The sequence below is a fragment of the Dolichospermum flos-aquae CCAP 1403/13F genome, assembly GCF_012516395.1.
GTDB classification, from domain to species: Bacteria; Cyanobacteriota; Cyanobacteriia; order Cyanobacteriales; family Nostocaceae; genus Dolichospermum; species Dolichospermum lemmermannii.
Genome location: NZ_CP051206.1, coordinates 3,094,448 through 3,111,007, shown reverse-complemented (window position 1 = coordinate 3,111,007; position 16,560 = coordinate 3,094,448). Strand labels below are relative to the sequence as shown.

Here is a 16,560-nt window from a genome sequence, read left to right as displayed (position 1 = left end):
CAGAGGACGCAGAGGGAAGAGGTTTAAGAGAGTTTTTTATAGGAGTTGATTTTTTATGTCTCATTTTACAACTATCAAGGTGCAAATTAAACAGGGTGAAGTGCTGCTTCAAGTATTAAAGGAGTTAGGTTATCAAGTTGAACAAAATACTCAAGTTCGGGGTTATATGGGTGATAAAACTAATGCTGAATATGTGATTAAGCAATCTAATGGTTATGATTTAGGTTTTCGTAAAAATGGAGAAAGTTATGAATTAGTGGCTGATTTTTGGGGTGCGAAAATTAATCAGCAGGAGTTTGTTAATCATATTAGTCAAAGATACGCTCATAAAACTTTGATGGAAACAATTCAAACTGAGGGTTTTAATGTGGAGGAAGAGGAGGTTTTAGCAGATGGTACGGTGCGGGTTATTGTTGGTAAATGGGTTTAATTTCTGATTTATTAACATTATTAAAAAGGAAAAATCATTATGGCTGAATATCAAAAAGTTGAATATCGCATTGGGAAGGATGGTAAAATTGTGGAACGGGTTTTAAATGTCACTGGTTCTAGTTGTGTGGAAACAACAAAGGGGTTAGAACAATCTTTAGGAGAAATAGAATCTCAGGAATTGTTACCGGAATATTATCAAGATGATGAGTTAATTACAACTTCCGAAAATCAATCCTTACAACAGCAGTAAACTAGAGTAAACTAGATCCCCGACTTCTTAAAGAAGTCGGGGATCTGAACACCAACTACATAAACAATATGCTAGAACAAATTAATCAAGTTGCTTTTGCTGTAATTCTCGTAATCATCGTTTATATTATTCTGCGGATATTATTCCCAGCAAATAATCAAGATATACCTATTAATAGTCAACCTGTTACTTCTCCAGACACAGAACAGAAGATTAAAGATTTAGAAATTCAATGTCAACGACTCAGGGAGGAATTAAAACAACAATCTCAACAATTACAAACTGATTTTCAACAAGAAACTTTTACCCAATTACAAACTCTACTCAGCAATTATCCCACAGTTAAAAAAATGGCTTTAGCTAAACCTGAATTACCCGCTAAAAACCTAATTTCCCTATTTACATCTTTAGATAGTTTAATTACCAATTGGGGTTATACTGCTATTGGTGAAACTTGGAAACAGGTTAATTATAATCCCCAATTACATCAAGCTGATAGTGATGATATTCAAGAAGGGGAATTAGTATATATTCGTTTTATTGGTTATCAAAATGGTGATAAAGTTCTTTATCCTGCTAAAATTAGTCGTACTCTTCCAGCAGGATTTGATAATAATTAAATATAAATCTGTTAGCTTCCTTACCCGCCCAGAAATGAATTTCTGGGCTAATAGTTAAAGTAAACTAAAGTTTACTAAAAATTTTCGAGCTATTTAGTCATCTTTAGATGACTTTAGCTATGAGACTGGGAATTCATTCCCAGGCGGTATTTCTGACTCCTGACTCCTCAAATTATGACAACTATCGCAATTGATTTTGGTACAAGTAATACTGTAATTAGTATTTTAGAAGCTGATACTCAATTACCTAAAAGTTTACGTTTTCCTAATTTATCCCGTTTGTTTTTGGGTGTCAATCCTCAAGGTGAAAGATTAGAATATCCCGTTATTCCTAGTTTAATGTTTATTAAATCAGGTAATAATATCATATTAGGTGAAGGTGTGAGAAGTCAAAGATTAGGACTTTCTCAAAGTTATCCTCCTGAAAGATTATTTAAAAAGTTTAAACGCGATTTAGCTGGAGATTATCAACCACCAGCAATCCAAATTGATGGGATAAATTATAATGCTATTTCTGTTTCTGAGTTGTTTATCCAAACTATTTGGACGGAAATAAAAAGGCAAAATATCCAACCTAGTCATTTAATTCTTACTGTTCCTGTTGGTGCTTTTGAATGTTATTTAGATTGGTTTCGAGATTTGGGGACAAAATTAAATGTTTCTCAAGTATCAGTTATAGATGAATCTACAGCAGCAGCTTTAGGATATGCTGTAAAATGCCCTGGTAAGTTAATTTTAGTAGTAGATTTTGGTGGGGGAACTCTCGATTTGAGTTTGGTTAAAACTGTGACTAATTCTCATAAAAATAACAGTTTACGCGCTGAGGTTTTAGCTAAGTCGGAAGCTTATGTAGGTGGTGAAGATATTGATGTTTGGATAGTTGATGAGTATTTGCATTCTCAAAATTTAACCCCGGAACAAGTTGGGAAAATTGGTTATCAAAATTTATTAGAAATTGCGGAAAGATTAAAAATTCAATTATCAAAAAATCAATCTGTAGCTGAAAGTTGGTTTGATGATGAATCTTTTATGTCTTATGAATTAAAAATTAATCGTGAAAAGTTAGAGGAGATTTTAGAATATAGACAATTTTTACAACAGTTACGAGATACCTTAGATGAAGTTTTAGCTTCTGCTTTAAGAAAGGGTATTTCTAAGAATGATATTGAACAGGTTTTGTTAGTAGGAGGAAGTTGTTTAATTCCCGCAGTTCAACAATTAATTATTTCCTATTTTGGTAAAAATAAAGTAAAATTAGATAAACCCTTTGATGCTGTATGTCATGGTGCATTAGCAATAACGCAGATTACCGAAATAGATGATTTTCTCCGTCATAGTTACGCGATTCGTTTATGGGAAAATTATAGCAAAAGTTATATTTATCATCGCTTATTTACCAAAGGTGAAAAATATCCTTGTCAACGTCAGGAATGGTTAAATCTGCAAGTTGCAAATAATGGACAAAAAGAGATTCGTTTAGATATTGGTGAATTAGGTGATATGTCACAAACAGAAATTGCGTTTGATGCTTCGGGAAGAATGACTTCTAGCACTCTCCAACATCAAGAAAGTTACCGTTCCCTAGATAATCAAAATCAACAGGTTTGTGTGGCAAAACTTAACCCACTAGGTGAAGCAGGAATTGATAGAATATCGGTGTTATTTGAGGTAGATTCTCGACGGATTTTATTAGCAACTGTGAAGGATTTATTGACGGGAAAAGTTCTAATTAATAGGGGAGAAATTTATAAGTTGACATAAATAAAATAATACAAGTGTTCCTATGATAAGAAATGCAATGCTTCTATAATTTTAATCATATCTATAATAATATAATTATATTGTTACTTAACTTTTTTGACAAGATCAATTACTATTGATGGTTGCGTAGTCGAAAACAAATCAATTTTATAAAACTTGCATTTGTGAGACAATTTCTCTGTTGAATTAAAAATAATTGTTAAATCTATGAGCAATCAAGGTTCTATTCCCGTTATCATTAACGGTGCTGCTGGTAAAATGGGACGTGAAGTAATTAAAGCAGTAGCCCAAGCGTCTGATTTGATTTTAATGGGTGCAATTGACACAACTCCCGAACATCAAGGTAAAGACGCGGGGGAACTAGCGGGTTTAAGTGAACCCCTGGAAGTACCAATTACCAATCAATTAGAGCCAATGTTAGGGTATGTGGCCGGAGAAAGACAGATGCAACCGGGGGTATTAGTTGATTTTACCCATCCTGATGCAGTTTATAATAATATTCGCAGTGCGATCGCCTATGGAATTCGTCCGGTTGTGGGAACTACAGGTTTAAGTCCCGCACAACTGGAAGAATTAGCTGATTTTGCGGAAAAAGCCAGTACCGGTTGTTTGATTATTCCTAACTTTTCCATTGGTATGGTACTCCTCCAAGAAGCCGCTGTCAGAGCTTCCCAGTATTTTGATCATGTAGAAATTATCGAACTCCATCATAACCAAAAAGCGGATGCTCCTAGCGGTACAGCCATTCAAACCGCTCAACTATTAGGTGAAATGGGTAAAACCTTTAACACTGCTATTGTGGAAGAAACGGAGAAAATAGCCGGAGCTAGAGGCAGTTTAGCAGATGAAGGGATTAGAATTCATAGTATCCGCTTACCGGGACTCATTGCCCACCAAGAAGTGATTTTCGGCGCAGCAGGGCAAATTTACACCTTACGTCATGATACCAGCGATCGCGCCTGTTATATGCCAGGAGTAATATTAGCCATCCGCAAAGTTAATCAGCTAAAGTCATTAGTATATGGATTAGAAAAAATACTTTAAAAGCAAGGAGTCAGGAGTCAGGAGTCAGGAGTCAGAATAATAATAAATATAGAGAGAAGTGAAATTTTCTCAACCTCATCAAAGTTGACTCCAAAAGCCATTATTATCTTGACTTCCATATTCTCTATTCTGAATCCTTACCTTGAAAATTGCGATTTTTCCATCTCCAAGCCAAAAGCCAAAAATATGCTCGTTCCCCTAACTCGCCAAAAATTTGAACAAATCATTCCCCTGGTTGCCTCTGGACCACAATATAAATACTATTGGGGAAAGTTAAGCAATTTTGTGCAGCGGATACTAATTTCTGTAGTTACCTTAGCTGTGCTATTGCTCATGCAATTCTTGTTTAGATTGGAATTTGGGTTAATCTTCTTTTTTGGAGTATTTGGTGCGTTCTTTTGGCTTTGGTATCCCGTATTTCAAGCAAGTATCCGCAATGGAAAATGCCGCCGTTATAAATACAGTGGCTTTTTCCGGGGAAGAGTGCTAGATTGGTGGATTACAGATAAGTTAATGGGCAAACAGGAAACCGTTAACGGTAAAGGTGAGTTAGTCATCATCGAAAACCGCGAAAAGCGGATTAACTTAGAAATAGGCGACGACACAGGATTTAGTGTGGAGTTTGAAGCCCCATTACGCAACGCCCACAAAGTCATTTCTCGTGGTCAAATAGCTGAAATGGTGGTTATGTCAAATAGTTCTGATTTAAGCACAATTGAAGAATTCAGCGATATATATATTCCTAGTCGTGATCTATGGGTAAGCGATTATCCTTATGTCCGCAAAGACTTTTTTAATGAAGTTAGTGTCCGCTTGCGTGCAAACCAAGAAAGAAAACCCCGCCGCCGTTCACCGAAGACATAGGGATAGGGAATAGAGTTTAATCTCAGGGGATAAGCACAAGTTGGAAAAGTCAGATAAGTTCACCGGGAAACTTCTGACTTTTCTCAATACCTTAGCCAAAATAAGAGCCTTGATAATTTTTGGCAAAAACGGCAAAAATAAGCATACATAAGCGTTTCGAGGAAAAGGTAGTTTAGAATCTAAAACCCTTATCCTACCGTCAATACATTTAAAAAATCCTTGTCGGAAACCTTTAAGGAATTTTTAGGGCTGATTGTTTTTGCCAAGCAAGAGCGAGAAACGGGAGTTCATGGTTAAAGCATTATCATCTCACCCTCGTAATTTGGCTAAGGTATTCTTTTCTGGCTTGTTTTATGCTATTTAATGAACTAATTCTCCAAAATATCCTTAAATTATGAGTGATTTACAAAGTCAAAATCCACTGAATGCTAACGCTAATCTCGTCGGTATTGGCATGGATAATCAACTATGGACAAGAAAGACCTTAACCAGTAATTGGGAAAAAATACCCAATAGTGGCTCGGTTTTGGCGATTACCTTTATGCCTGATGGTACTCTGGTGGGTATTGGCATGGATAATCAACTATGGACAAGAAAAAATTACTTAACCAGTAATTGGGAACATATACCTAATAGTGGTGCAGTTTTGGCGATTACTGCTATGCCTGACGGTACTCTGGTAGGTATTGGCATGGATAATCAACTATGGACAAGAAAAAATTACTTAACCAGTAATTGGGAACATATACCTAATAGTGGTGCAGTTGTGGCGATTACTGCTATGCCTGACGGTACTCTGGTAGGTATTGGCATGAACAATCAACTATATACAAGAAAAAATTACTTAACCAGTAATTGGGAACATATACCCAATAGTGGTGCAGTTTTGGCGATTACTGCTATGCCTGACGGTACTCTGGTAGGTATTGGCATGAACAATCAATTATATACAAGAAAAACCTTAACCAGCAATTGGGAACATATACCCAATAGTGGGGCAGTTTTGGGTATTGCATATTACCCAGCCGTGCGCCAACCAGTGCCAAAACCTTTAAAACTGAATGCTAACGCTAATCTCGTCGGTATTGGCATGGATAATCAACTATGGACAAGAAAGACCTTAACCAGTAATTGGGAAAAAATACCCAATAGTGGCTCGGTTTTGGCGATTACCTTTATGCCTGATGGTACTCTGGTGGGTATTGGCATGGATAATCAACTATGGACAAGAAAAAATTACTTAACCAGTAATTGGGAACATATACCTAATAGTGGTGCAGTTTTGGCGATTACTGCTATGCCTGACGGTACTCTGGTAGGTATTGGCATGAACAATCAACTATATACAAGAAAAAATTACTTAACCAGTAATTGGGAACATATACCTAATAGTGGTGCAGTTTTGGCGATTACTGCTATGCCTGACGGTACTCTGGTAGGTATTGGCATGAACAATCAACTATATACAAGAAAAAATTACTTAACCAGTAATTGGGAACATATACCTAATAGTGGGGCAGTTTTGGCGATTACTGCTATGCCTGACGGTACTCTGGTAGGTATTGGCATGAACAATCAACTATATACAAGAAAAACCTTAACCAGCAATTGGGAACATATACCCAATAGTGGGGCAGTTTTGGGTATTGCATATTACCCAGCCGTGCGCCAACCAGTGCCAAAACCTTTAAATGGGCAAATTGTTGTTAATGCAGATGAATGGACACTAAGCAATCAAGGTTTCCAAAAAGCCCCTGATACAGCCACATTTGTGACTAATGTTGCCCAATACTTTGTTGGTGATGAAAAAGGTAAATTTCATGTACTTTCCAATAATTTCGGTTTAACTCAATCTTCTTTAGAGCAAACAATGACCAAAGCAGGTCATACTTGGACTAAAGGAATGAATATCCCCATTGATTTAGCAACCCTTTCTCAATATGATGCTGTTTTTGTCGGTGGCGATCCTGTTGATAATCAAGTCTTAATTGATTATGTGAAGAATGGTGGCAAAGTTTATCTCTGCGCTGGTACAGGTAAAGGAGGCTCACAAACTGAAGCCAACAATTGGAATACTTTTCTCGCTGCATTTGGTCTAAAATATGGGGGTTCATATAATGGAATTAGCGGAAATTGTCCCGTTAATCAAAATCACCCTCTATTTGCAGGAGTAAAAACCATTTATCAAGATAATGGTAACTCTATTGTTGATTTACAACCGGATTCGCCACTTAATCAAGTTATCCTTACTCATAGTAGTGGACAAGGGCTAATCGCTACGGCTGAATTTATTAAAACCCCTGCACCTCAACCAACTCCCGCGCCTGTGTCACCAGTTGATGTAACTCCTGTACCAACTCCTGCACCTCAACCAACTCCCGCGCCTGTGTCACCAGTTGATGTAACTCCTGTACCAACTCCTGCGCCTGTACCGACTCCCGCGCCTGTACCAACTCCCGCGCCTGTACCAACTCCCGAACCTTTAGTAACTGACTCGGAAGAATTTACCATCACTGCCACGACAAATGTAACTATTTCCAAATTAGTTTATAAAGGTGCAGTTAAACGCACTCAAGCCGATGAATATATAGAGATTAGCAACTTAGGTAATAGTCCTGCTAATATCTCTGGGTGGAAAATAACTTCTGCGGCTAGTTCTAAGCAATTTTTAACCTTCCCACCAGGAACTATCTTAGAAGGTGGTAAGAGTTTCCGCATTTACACGAATGAAGTACATCCTGAAACAGGTGGTTTCTCCTTTGGTAGTAAAACTGCTATTTGGAATGATGCAGGGGATGAAGCTAAACTTTTTGATACCGCAGGAAGCAATGTTTCCACTTTAGCTTATGGGAAAAATACCGTTGCTGGCATCAAACAAGAGTTAAAAGTTCCTCAATTAAAGTTTGTGGCTACTCATACTTTAATTAACAAACAAATGGCTTTAGGCGGAAAAGTCACATTTACCGAAGCTTTATCTTCAGCAATTCAGAGTTTTCTTGAAGATGATAGTAATGCTAAAAATCCTTTGGCATTAATTCTTAAAGATCCCACAGCTTTTGGTTTAGCTGCTGGTGCTACTAAAGCAATGGCTACTGAAAAGTTGCGTTCTTATCTGAACGAGGGCGGAACATTGAGTTTACTTCCTAATGCTAAAAGTAGCACAGGAGTGGATAAAAATTGGATTTTTGAGCTATCACTGGCAGCATTTGCAGGGAAAACCTTCTGTGCAGTTGTGACCTGTTAGGCTGTATCGTTCCAGTGTAGGGGATAGCGAAGCGCGACCTAGGAATCGCAGTAAGTTGGATAGAACACAATCAAACACTATTGACTGTGATCCCTAGGTCTGACAAGAAGACTGTTTCCTATTCTTTACTCCGTTATCTCCCTCCAGTTCTATCTTGTCCATAGGCTTGCCAAGCTAAATCCACTAAGCCGTCAACAATGGCAGCAGCTACGACAGCGTTACCCTTGCGACCTTCAATAGTGATGTAAGGAACTAGAGATTCTTGTAATCGTGCTTTTACTGGTTCTAAATTGACAAAACCTACGGGGGTAGCAATGACTAAAGCGGGTCTAATTTCTTCGGCTGCAATTAATTCAACCAGTGCAGTTAATGCTGTTTGTGCTTGACCAACTACAAATATTCCCTCTGGATAACGCCTAGCTAGGGTTTCAATCCCCCAAGCAGCAAGGGTTTTTTCTTTTTGGGGTCGTGTTAGTGCTTCCATACTGCAATACACTGGATTAGCAAATGTATTTTGAATATCATGGGCTATGGCTGCTTGTACCATTGGTGCATCTACGACAATGGTAGTACGTGCTACTAGGGCGGCTGCTCCAGCTTGTAATGCTTGTTCTGAAAACCGGATTAAGGATTTATACTCTAAATCTGCTGTAGCATAAACTACGCGGCGGACGATTTCATACTCTGCTGGTGAAAAAATATGATCACCAATTTCAGTATCAATAATTGCCAAACTTTGAGCGTCAGTTACGTGCCATTCCATTGTTATTTAATGTATTAGTTTTTAGCTTATCAGTTTCCGTGCGTAGTCTTTGTTGATTGGTAATTGGCAATTAGTAATTGGGCAGAATTTATTTCTAGTTGCCAGTTACCAGTCAGTATCCTATAACTTTTCAGGATTCAGCGTTAGAGGAAGGCTGACTAAACACGGGGGATAAATAAGCTACTAAAGCACCAATGGCAAAAGCGGAAATATTGCGAACCACAGGCAACCAATCGCTTGTCCGGGTAATAACTGGAGCAATACCGAAGGCAATAAATAACATCCCCCATAAAGGTGAGAAAATTAACGCCCATTGCCAACCAAGTATCTTTTTGTCACCGCGCGGTTGGGCAGCAAAACCACAAATAATCCCCCCAACAGCAGAGGTAACAAGGGTGAGTATCCATTGTTCTTTAGGGAGTCCAGGAACGACGTTACAACCGCCTTTGAGTAAGCAACCTTTCACTGAATTTAGAGCCTGGAGAATGGCTTGATCTTCTCCTTCTTCACGGACAAAGTATAAGTTACCAAAGCGGGTTTGTAGTTCAATCCAGAAGGTGCGGGGTAAGAATTCATAAACGGCATCACCAACACTAAAGCTGAGGATGTTACCACCACGAGCATCTGCTACTAGGAGAATGCTTTTATCATCTAAACCCCAATATTTGATTACTGCTCTCCCTGGAGTGCGGTCGTATTGAGTTAAAACGCGCAATTTCCAACCAGTATCAGTTTCAAACTGCTCTAATTCTTTAACTAGCTTTTCTTCTTGGGGGTCAGGGAGAGTTTTTGCTAAATCTACTACTGGGGTGACAAAGCTGGGTAGCAAATCGGGATTTTCATAAGCTAGGGCAGATGGAGAATTAATTGCCCAAATTGAGCCAATAAAGCCAAATACGGCAATTGATACTAAAATTCGTCGCCAAAAACACAGGTGCATGAACGTTCTTATACTATTATCTAGGGGAGAATGTAAAAAGTGCTTTTCAAAGATTAATGTAAAAGTGATACTTCTTTACACTTCTTTACCTTACTCTAATATTAGATATCTCAGCAAAATCTGATGGAGAAATTAGGAATTGGTGACTACTCGCTGTTGATCAGTTTTGGCAGTGCTTAATCCCGTTCTCAATGATCAGCGTTTTCGCATTTCTCCTGGTTTTTTTTTGCGAGCGAAGCTTGTCCAAGCTGCTTTAAAGCCGACGAAGACACTACGGGTGCTAATTTGTAGATTTTCTGCTTGTTTTTTGGCGGTATCTAGACTTTGATCAAATTGTTTGACAACTTGACCGGCACTTTTAACACCTTCACTAACATCATCGGTTAATTCGGTTATTTCTAAGGTGGTGTTGCGGATAGCGTTGAGAGTGGGTGGCAACTCCCGTGAAAGGGTATCAAAGAATTTTTCGGCACTGCGAGCAGCATGGGCTACTTCCTGCAAAGCGGGTATGGCTGCCACCAAAACGGCTGTTAGACTAGCAGCAACTAGGAGGATGGATAGTCCCAGCCAAAACAAAGGATCAATCACGGTTATGCCACTTATGAACGTTCTAGTTTTTCGGTCAAAGGATCAGTATCGTTTGTGGTGCTGCTGACATCAACAGTATTTTTTTTGTTTAAATTTTGGCTTTCGCGCTGGGTAGCGTCTATGCCAACTGCGATCGCATCCCGCAGTCTGTCTACAGTTTCATCCCAGTTTTGCAGGGTGCTATTAGAAAGACGATCTGCCTGAATTTGCACGCTGGTCGTGATATCTTCTGCTAATTCGGGGATAGCATTGGCAGATTTTTTCACAAGTTTACGGGTTTCCCGTCCTGTGCGGGGAGCAACTAATAAACCTGCTAAAGTGCCAATAGCTGCTCCTAACATCAAACCACCAATAAAGATTCCAGAACGGTTGTTAGACATTTTTTGATTTTTCTACTCCATAGAATTTATCTTATATCTTGCACTGGGTATTGAGAAGTTGCGGTGACACAATTAAAACTTCTTCTTTCTTCTTTCTTCTCTCTTCTTTTTGACTACTAACAACTGTACGGGCGAAGCATTTGGAGAACTATTTTTGGCAATGACCGATAATTTATCTTCCAAATGCTTCGCCCCTACTGACCACTGGCCACTGACTCTTACTATATATTAGCTATAAGTTGCTACTTTTTTAGCTACAAGCCAAAGATTAGATACAGCATATTTCACACATACTACCTCTCTTGAAGCATCACAAGAACCTTTGAGGGTTTGTGTTTTTATATCATCTTTTACAAGTTTGGCCTGGTAAGTATAGAGAGTTCCAGAAGGTTGTTCAAAACTTAACTCACCTAAAATTGTCTGATTATCTAGGCTTTTCTCCAGAATTTTCCCTGTGACTTTATAGTTAAACCAATCCCAACCTAAACGCAGCATGAGTTCTCTTTCCAAAATTTGCAAAGGATTTGGTAAGATTCCCCAACCGCGATAAACTTTATTTAAACATTCTATATTTCCAGTTTGGGTAAGAATTGATTTAAAGGTATCTTGATCCAGAACTCCGTAATATCTGCCTTGGGGAAAATCTATGGCTGTGGGTGCAAATCTATGTCCACCAAAGTGACTTGATCTCCAAATTCTGAGATGATTTAACTGTAAATCAAAGATGGTATTTTGAGCATGAAAGTAAAAAGGATTGCCATATTTTGCACAACATTGATCATGGCTACCATGGGTACAAACTAATATATCTCTTGTGGTATTGGATGCTATTTCATCATCAACACTGACTCCAGTTAACCATTTCCTGACTACTCCTGCTACTTGTTCAATATTTGGTAATTTAAATTCTTGTTTTCGGTATCCGTTACTTGATCCCTTTTCTTGCTGATAAATTAATAAAGTTGTTTGTTCTTCCCTGTGTGTTTCATCATTAGCAATTAATAGAAAATGAATTGATAATTTAGCACGTTTAACATCTGCAACCAAAATCCGTAAATTATCTGGAACCCATTTAGAATTAAAGGCTTCAGAAACCCAAGGGGTAGGACATTCTACTAATATATAGGTTTGGTGGTTGGTAGCACTACCAATAACATCTTCTTGTATTTCTCGTGAATGATCAGCGCAAAAAAAATTATTCATTGACACTTACTCAAATATATATTTTATGAACAATTATTAACAAACATCTAGGTAGACACTTTATCAAATTCTGATTTTTCCCAGTCTTTCCGGTTAAATAAATGCTCTTTCCCAAAATGTTAAGAATTCAAAATATCATTTTTTTTACATTTAACAGGGAGATTTTCGAGAATATCTGGAGCTAATTTATCGCTTTTTTGATTAGTATTCTTCATCCTTAGTCTTAATCGCTGAATTCTGAGATCTAAACTTTTCCCTAAATGATCTAAATAGAAAATCCGATCTTTTGTATGTATACTTAATGACATACATTCACTAGCTTTTAAATTATAGCTAAATTTATCCATATTGCGAAATATTCTCAATTGATTGTGAAAAAAATATAAAGGCTAGTACCGCAGGGCGGAAGTCAAAAGTCAAAAGTCAAGAGTCAAAAGTCAAAACTAATATACAGTAAGCTTTTTGGCGATTGAATATGGTTGATTTATTTACGCCGTGATGTACTAGAAACTTTCTTTTTATCTAATCACGTATTTTGACTCTAACCCAACTCAATTGATAAAGCAACTATTTTCTTAAATAAATTTAACAAAAATATATCTTTACATTAATTTATCCTTCATAAAAATTAATAATATTCATAATCTAACAAAAACCGATCATAAGTATCATTGGATTTACAAATGTAATAAATAAGATTATACATAAGTTACAAGAATAATTAATACAGAAATATTTTATATGCAGACAGTAAAGATGGTTTCATAGTGAACTACAACAAAATTGTGATTAAGTAATAATGGTGAATGGTTGTTTTGTCAATTCCCTATTTTTAATTATATGACATTAATTTTAGCTCTGGATTTTGGTGGCACAAAATTGGCAGCAGCAACAGTAAAGGGTGGTGCGAAGGAGTGGTTGTACCATGAATCACGGTTTTCACCCGCAAATGGTGATGCTTTGACTGATTTAGAAATTATGCGATCGCTCATTGATTCCGTGCTAAAAGGAAGGAAACCGGATGCCATTGGTGTCAGCTTCGGTGGTCCAGTAGATGCAACCACAGGCTTAGTCCGCTTATCTCATCACGTTCCTGGCTGGGAAAATGTTCCCCTCAAACAAATACTCGAAGAAGATTATTATACACCTGTCAGTATAGATAATGATGCTAACGTTGCTGCTGTTGGTGAACATCGCTTTGGGGCTGGACAAGGATATGATAGCCTATTTTATATTACCATTAGCACTGGTGTCGGTGGAGGGTGGATACTTGACGGCAAGCTTTGGCGGGGTGCATTAGGCATGGCGGGAGAAATTGGACACATGGTAGTAGATCCTAGAGGTCCCTTATGCTTATGTGGAAAACGGGGATGTGTAGAACGTTTAGCTTCGGGTCCCTACATGGCGCAAAATGCCCGGGAAATGCTGGAGAAAGAACCACCCAGTGCTAACGGCAAAGTCAGGGGAGACGTACTTAGGTATTTGACAGGTAATGATCTCAACTTACTTACAGGCAAAGTCATTAGTACCGCAGCAGCCAACGGAGATGAAATAGCACAAGAGGTATTATATCGGGGTGCTTGGGCGTTGGGAGTCGGTATTGGTAATGTAGCCAATTTGATGAATCCCCAACGGTTTGTTTTAGGTGGTGGTGTCACCAAAGCTGGGGATAATTTCTGGACTGTGGTGCGGAAAGTAGCTAGGGAAACCGCACTCCCAGAGGTGAATTTTGAGATTGTGCGGGCATTGTTGGGTGATGATGCACCTTTGTGGGGGGCTGTGGCTTTGGGTTTGAGTGTGTTAGATTAAATTCTTTTTCTCACGCAAAGACGCAAAGACGCAAAGAATAATCAAGAGTTTCCTTTAAATATTCGCTTGTTGTCTTTGATAAAGTGACCAGTACAAACCTTTTTGTTTTAAGAGTTCTAAATGTGTTCCTCGTTCGGCTATTACTCCTTTTTCCATGACTAATATTAAATCGGCTCGTTTGAGGGGGGCAAAACGGTGGGCAATTAAGAATACTGTGCGGTTAGAGGAAACATTTTTGAGGTTTTGTAATACTTGTTGTTCGGTTTCACTATCTAAGGCACTGGTGGCTTCATCTAATATGAGAATTGGTGCAGACGCTAGAAATAATCTGGCTAATGCTATGCGTTGTCTTTGTCCTCCAGATAATGCTGTTCCTCTTTCTCCTACGTTGTTTTCATAACCGTAAGGTAGTTGACTAATGAAGTCATGGGCTACTGCTAATCTAGCCGCTTCGACAACTTGTTCGGAGGTAATATCTGGATTTCCTAATGTGATGTTTTCTAAGATTGAACCATTAAATAAAAAGTCTTCTTGGAGAACTACACCTATTTGTTGTCGTAAGGATGCTAAGTCAGCACTTTTGATATCAAATCCATCAATTAGAATCCGTCCTGATTCAATTTGATAAAGTCGTTGAATAATTTTGGAAAGGGTACTTTTTCCTGAACCACTTCTGCCAACAATGCCTACAAATTGTCCGGGTTCAACATTAAAGGAAATTCCTTTTAATACTGGTTCGGTGTTGGCATTATAGCGAAAGAAAACTTGATCAAAGTTGACTTCACCTTTGAGGGGTGGTAATACTAATCCTGTTCCTGCTTCTGTTTCTGGGGCAGCGTTGAGAATATCACCAATTCTATCTACTGATAATAGAACTTGTTGGAGATTTTGCCATAACTGCACTAGCCGTAATAGTGGGCTGGTCACTCTTCCTGATAACATTTGGAAGGCGATTAATTGACCAATTGTTAGTTGATGATCAATTACTAATTTTGCCCCAACCCACAGGATGATTAAGGTGGAAAAGTTAGTCAGAAAGTCACCAATATTACTACTAATATTGGATGTGGTGGAAGCTTTAAAACTGGTACGAATAAAGCGGGCAAATAAACCTTCCCAGCGTTCTCTTGCTATTGGTTCGGCTGCATGGGCTTTAACTGAATGAATGCCGGTGATTGTCTCGACTAAAAATGATTGACTGTCCGCACTGCGGTTAAAGGTTTCATTTAGCCAATTTCGCAAAATTGGTGTCGTGACGATGGTTAAAGTCGCAAATAATGGTAATACGGCTAAGGCTACAAATGTCAGGGGAATGTTGTAATAAAACATCAATCCCAGGTAAACTACAGCAAAGATACTGTCAAGAATGACGGTTAAGGCTGTACCTGTGAGAAATTGGCGAATTTGTTCTAATTCCTGGACTCTAGCGACTGTATCGCCCACTCTCCGCGACTCAAAATAAGCTAAAGGTAAACGCATTAAATGGCGAAAAAGTTGGGCGGATAAACTCAAATCTAAACGCCGGGCTGTGTGGGTAAATATGAATAGCCGCAGCATACCCAGAATAGATTCAAATGTCGCCACTAGCAAGAGAGCGATCGCCATCACATCTAAGGTGGCTAAACTCTCCTGTACCATCACTTTATCAATGATGACTTGAGTAATTAATGGTGACGCTAATCCCAATAATTGCAAGGTAAATGAAGCTATTAAAACCTCACCTAACAAACCCCGATATTTCCAAACTGCGGGAGTAAACCAAGCTAAATTAAATTTCTCTTGTTGGGAAATTAATTCAGCTTGCCATAATGTCCCATTCCAACAATTTTCTACTACAGATTGCGGTAATTGTTCACAACTATAATCAGGATTTTGGGGATTAGCAATAATTAAATAATTGCCTTTGATTCCATAGGCTACTACCCAATTTAATTGGTTATTTTTACCTTCCTGATTACTTTGATTCCACAACAACAAAGCGGGAAAAGTTAATTGGCGTAAATCACTCCAACTAACCTGCAATTTCCGCAACACTAACCCTACTTTTTCCGCAGCTTCTATCAGGTTTTTGGGTTTTTGTCCCCGCAGTTGGCGTTGTACCCATTCTAATTGCACAGGATTTTGTAAATGTTGTGCCACCATTGTTAAACAAGCTGCACCTGTATTCCCACTTCCCACAAAGGGATAATTGGAAATTATCGGTGGAGAAGGTGCGGAAGGAGGTAGAGAAATGGGAGAATTAGCAACTGGTAAAATGGCTTCTGTTTCCTCTACCTCTAGTGAATTTGTCCAAAATTCATCAATTTGAGAATTGACAAACTTTTTCCATACAGCCGAATTCCAACACACTACTACTACTTCCTTGCTGGTAGCGATAGCTTTACAATCAGCAAATATTTGTTGACAGTTACCAAACCAATCTCCTGTTTGTAAAGTAGCTACAGTTTTATTTTCTTCTTCTTCTCGTAACCGGACTTTACCAGTGACAATGAAGAACTGATAACTTCCCTCATCAAAGGCATCACCACCTAATTTTTGTGACCAAATTTTTTCGCCAAGTTTGTAATTACGAATTTCCGCTTGCTGTTTTAATTCGCTTTGTTCTTCAGCATTTAGCCAGGATAGCGGCGGTTCATTCCAGGGTAAATTGTTTAACACATTT

13 protein-coding genes and 1 pseudogene are annotated in these 16,560 nt (G+C 38.3%); 8 read left to right on the top strand and 6 right to left on the bottom strand.

Annotation, left to right across the window (positions count from 1 at the left end; translation table 11 throughout):
• Window positions 1–55: 55 nt before the first annotated feature.
• The 7 genes from HGD76_RS15040 (at window position 56) to HGD76_RS24915 (ending at window position 8,215) form a co-directional block, all read left to right on the top strand.
• Window positions 56–430, top strand: coding sequence for a DUF1257 domain-containing protein (locus HGD76_RS15040; RefSeq protein ID WP_168696269.1), 375 nt, complete (start codon window positions 56–58; stop codon window positions 428–430).
• 39 nt (window positions 431–469) lie between these two features.
• A complete protein-coding gene (locus HGD76_RS15035; RefSeq protein WP_168696268.1) occupies window positions 470–682 on the top strand; it encodes a DUF2997 domain-containing protein in 213 nt (70 codons plus the stop codon).
• A gap of 68 nt (window positions 683–750) precedes the next feature.
• The gene (locus HGD76_RS15030) at window positions 751–1,302 is read left to right on the top strand and encodes a nucleotide exchange factor GrpE (protein ID WP_168696267.1); all 552 of its coding nucleotides are present in this window, start codon (window positions 751–753) and stop codon (window positions 1,300–1,302) included.
• 174 nt (window positions 1,303–1,476) lie between these two features.
• Complete coding sequence (locus HGD76_RS15025; RefSeq protein ID WP_168696266.1) at window positions 1,477–3,063, top strand: Hsp70 family protein; 1,587 nt, start codon at window positions 1,477–1,479, stop codon at window positions 3,061–3,063.
• A 207-nt stretch (window positions 3,064–3,270) separates the two neighbouring features.
• Window positions 3,271–4,107: a 4-hydroxy-tetrahydrodipicolinate reductase gene (gene dapB, locus HGD76_RS15020; RefSeq protein ID WP_168696265.1), complete on the top strand. Its 837-nt coding sequence runs from the start codon at window positions 3,271–3,273 to the stop codon at window positions 4,105–4,107.
• A gap of 186 nt (window positions 4,108–4,293) precedes the next feature.
• Window positions 4,294–4,971 (top strand): DUF8619 family protein, encoded by a 678-nt coding sequence (locus HGD76_RS15015; RefSeq protein ID WP_168696264.1) that lies wholly within the window; start codon window positions 4,294–4,296, stop codon window positions 4,969–4,971.
• Window positions 4,972–5,365: 394 nt separating this feature from the next.
• Window positions 5,366–8,215 (top strand): tectonin domain-containing protein, encoded by a 2,850-nt coding sequence (locus HGD76_RS24915; protein ID WP_210967642.1) that lies wholly within the window; start codon window positions 5,366–5,368, stop codon window positions 8,213–8,215.
• A 133-nt stretch (window positions 8,216–8,348) separates the two neighbouring features.
• On the opposite strand, the gene HGD76_RS15005 is transcribed toward HGD76_RS24915, so the two are convergent.
• From HGD76_RS15005 to HGD76_RS14985, 5 genes and pseudogenes are all read right to left on the bottom strand, one after another.
• Complete coding sequence (locus tag HGD76_RS15005; RefSeq protein ID WP_168696263.1) at window positions 8,349–8,978, bottom strand: precorrin-8X methylmutase; 630 nt, start codon at window positions 8,976–8,978, stop codon at window positions 8,349–8,351.
• A gap of 130 nt (window positions 8,979–9,108) precedes the next feature.
• Entirely contained in the window at window positions 9,109–9,918 is an 810-nt protein-coding gene (locus HGD76_RS15000; protein ID WP_168696262.1) for a TPM domain-containing protein, read from the bottom strand.
• Window positions 9,919–10,140: 222 nt separating this feature from the next.
• Window positions 10,141–10,506, bottom strand: a pseudogene (locus HGD76_RS14995) (hypothetical protein); the annotation flags it as partial.
• A gap of 11 nt (window positions 10,507–10,517) precedes the next feature.
• Window positions 10,518–10,886: a YtxH domain-containing protein gene (locus HGD76_RS14990; protein WP_168633003.1), complete on the bottom strand. Its 369-nt coding sequence runs from the start codon at window positions 10,884–10,886 to the stop codon at window positions 10,518–10,520.
• Between the two features lie 228 nt (window positions 10,887–11,114).
• Window positions 11,115–12,089 (bottom strand): ferredoxin family protein, encoded by a 975-nt coding sequence (locus HGD76_RS14985; protein ID WP_168696261.1) that lies wholly within the window; start codon window positions 12,087–12,089, stop codon window positions 11,115–11,117.
• A gap of 840 nt (window positions 12,090–12,929) precedes the next feature.
• Here HGD76_RS14985 and HGD76_RS14980 point away from each other — a divergent pair.
• Window positions 12,930–13,898: an ROK family protein gene (locus tag HGD76_RS14980; protein WP_168696260.1), complete on the top strand. Its 969-nt coding sequence runs from the start codon at window positions 12,930–12,932 to the stop codon at window positions 13,896–13,898.
• A 54-nt stretch (window positions 13,899–13,952) separates the two neighbouring features.
• On the opposite strand, the gene HGD76_RS14975 is transcribed toward HGD76_RS14980, so the two are convergent.
• Complete coding sequence (locus HGD76_RS14975) at window positions 13,953–16,556, bottom strand: type I secretion system permease/ATPase (RefSeq protein WP_168696259.1); 2,604 nt, start codon at window positions 16,554–16,556, stop codon at window positions 13,953–13,955.
• Window positions 16,557–16,560 lie beyond the last annotated feature (4 nt).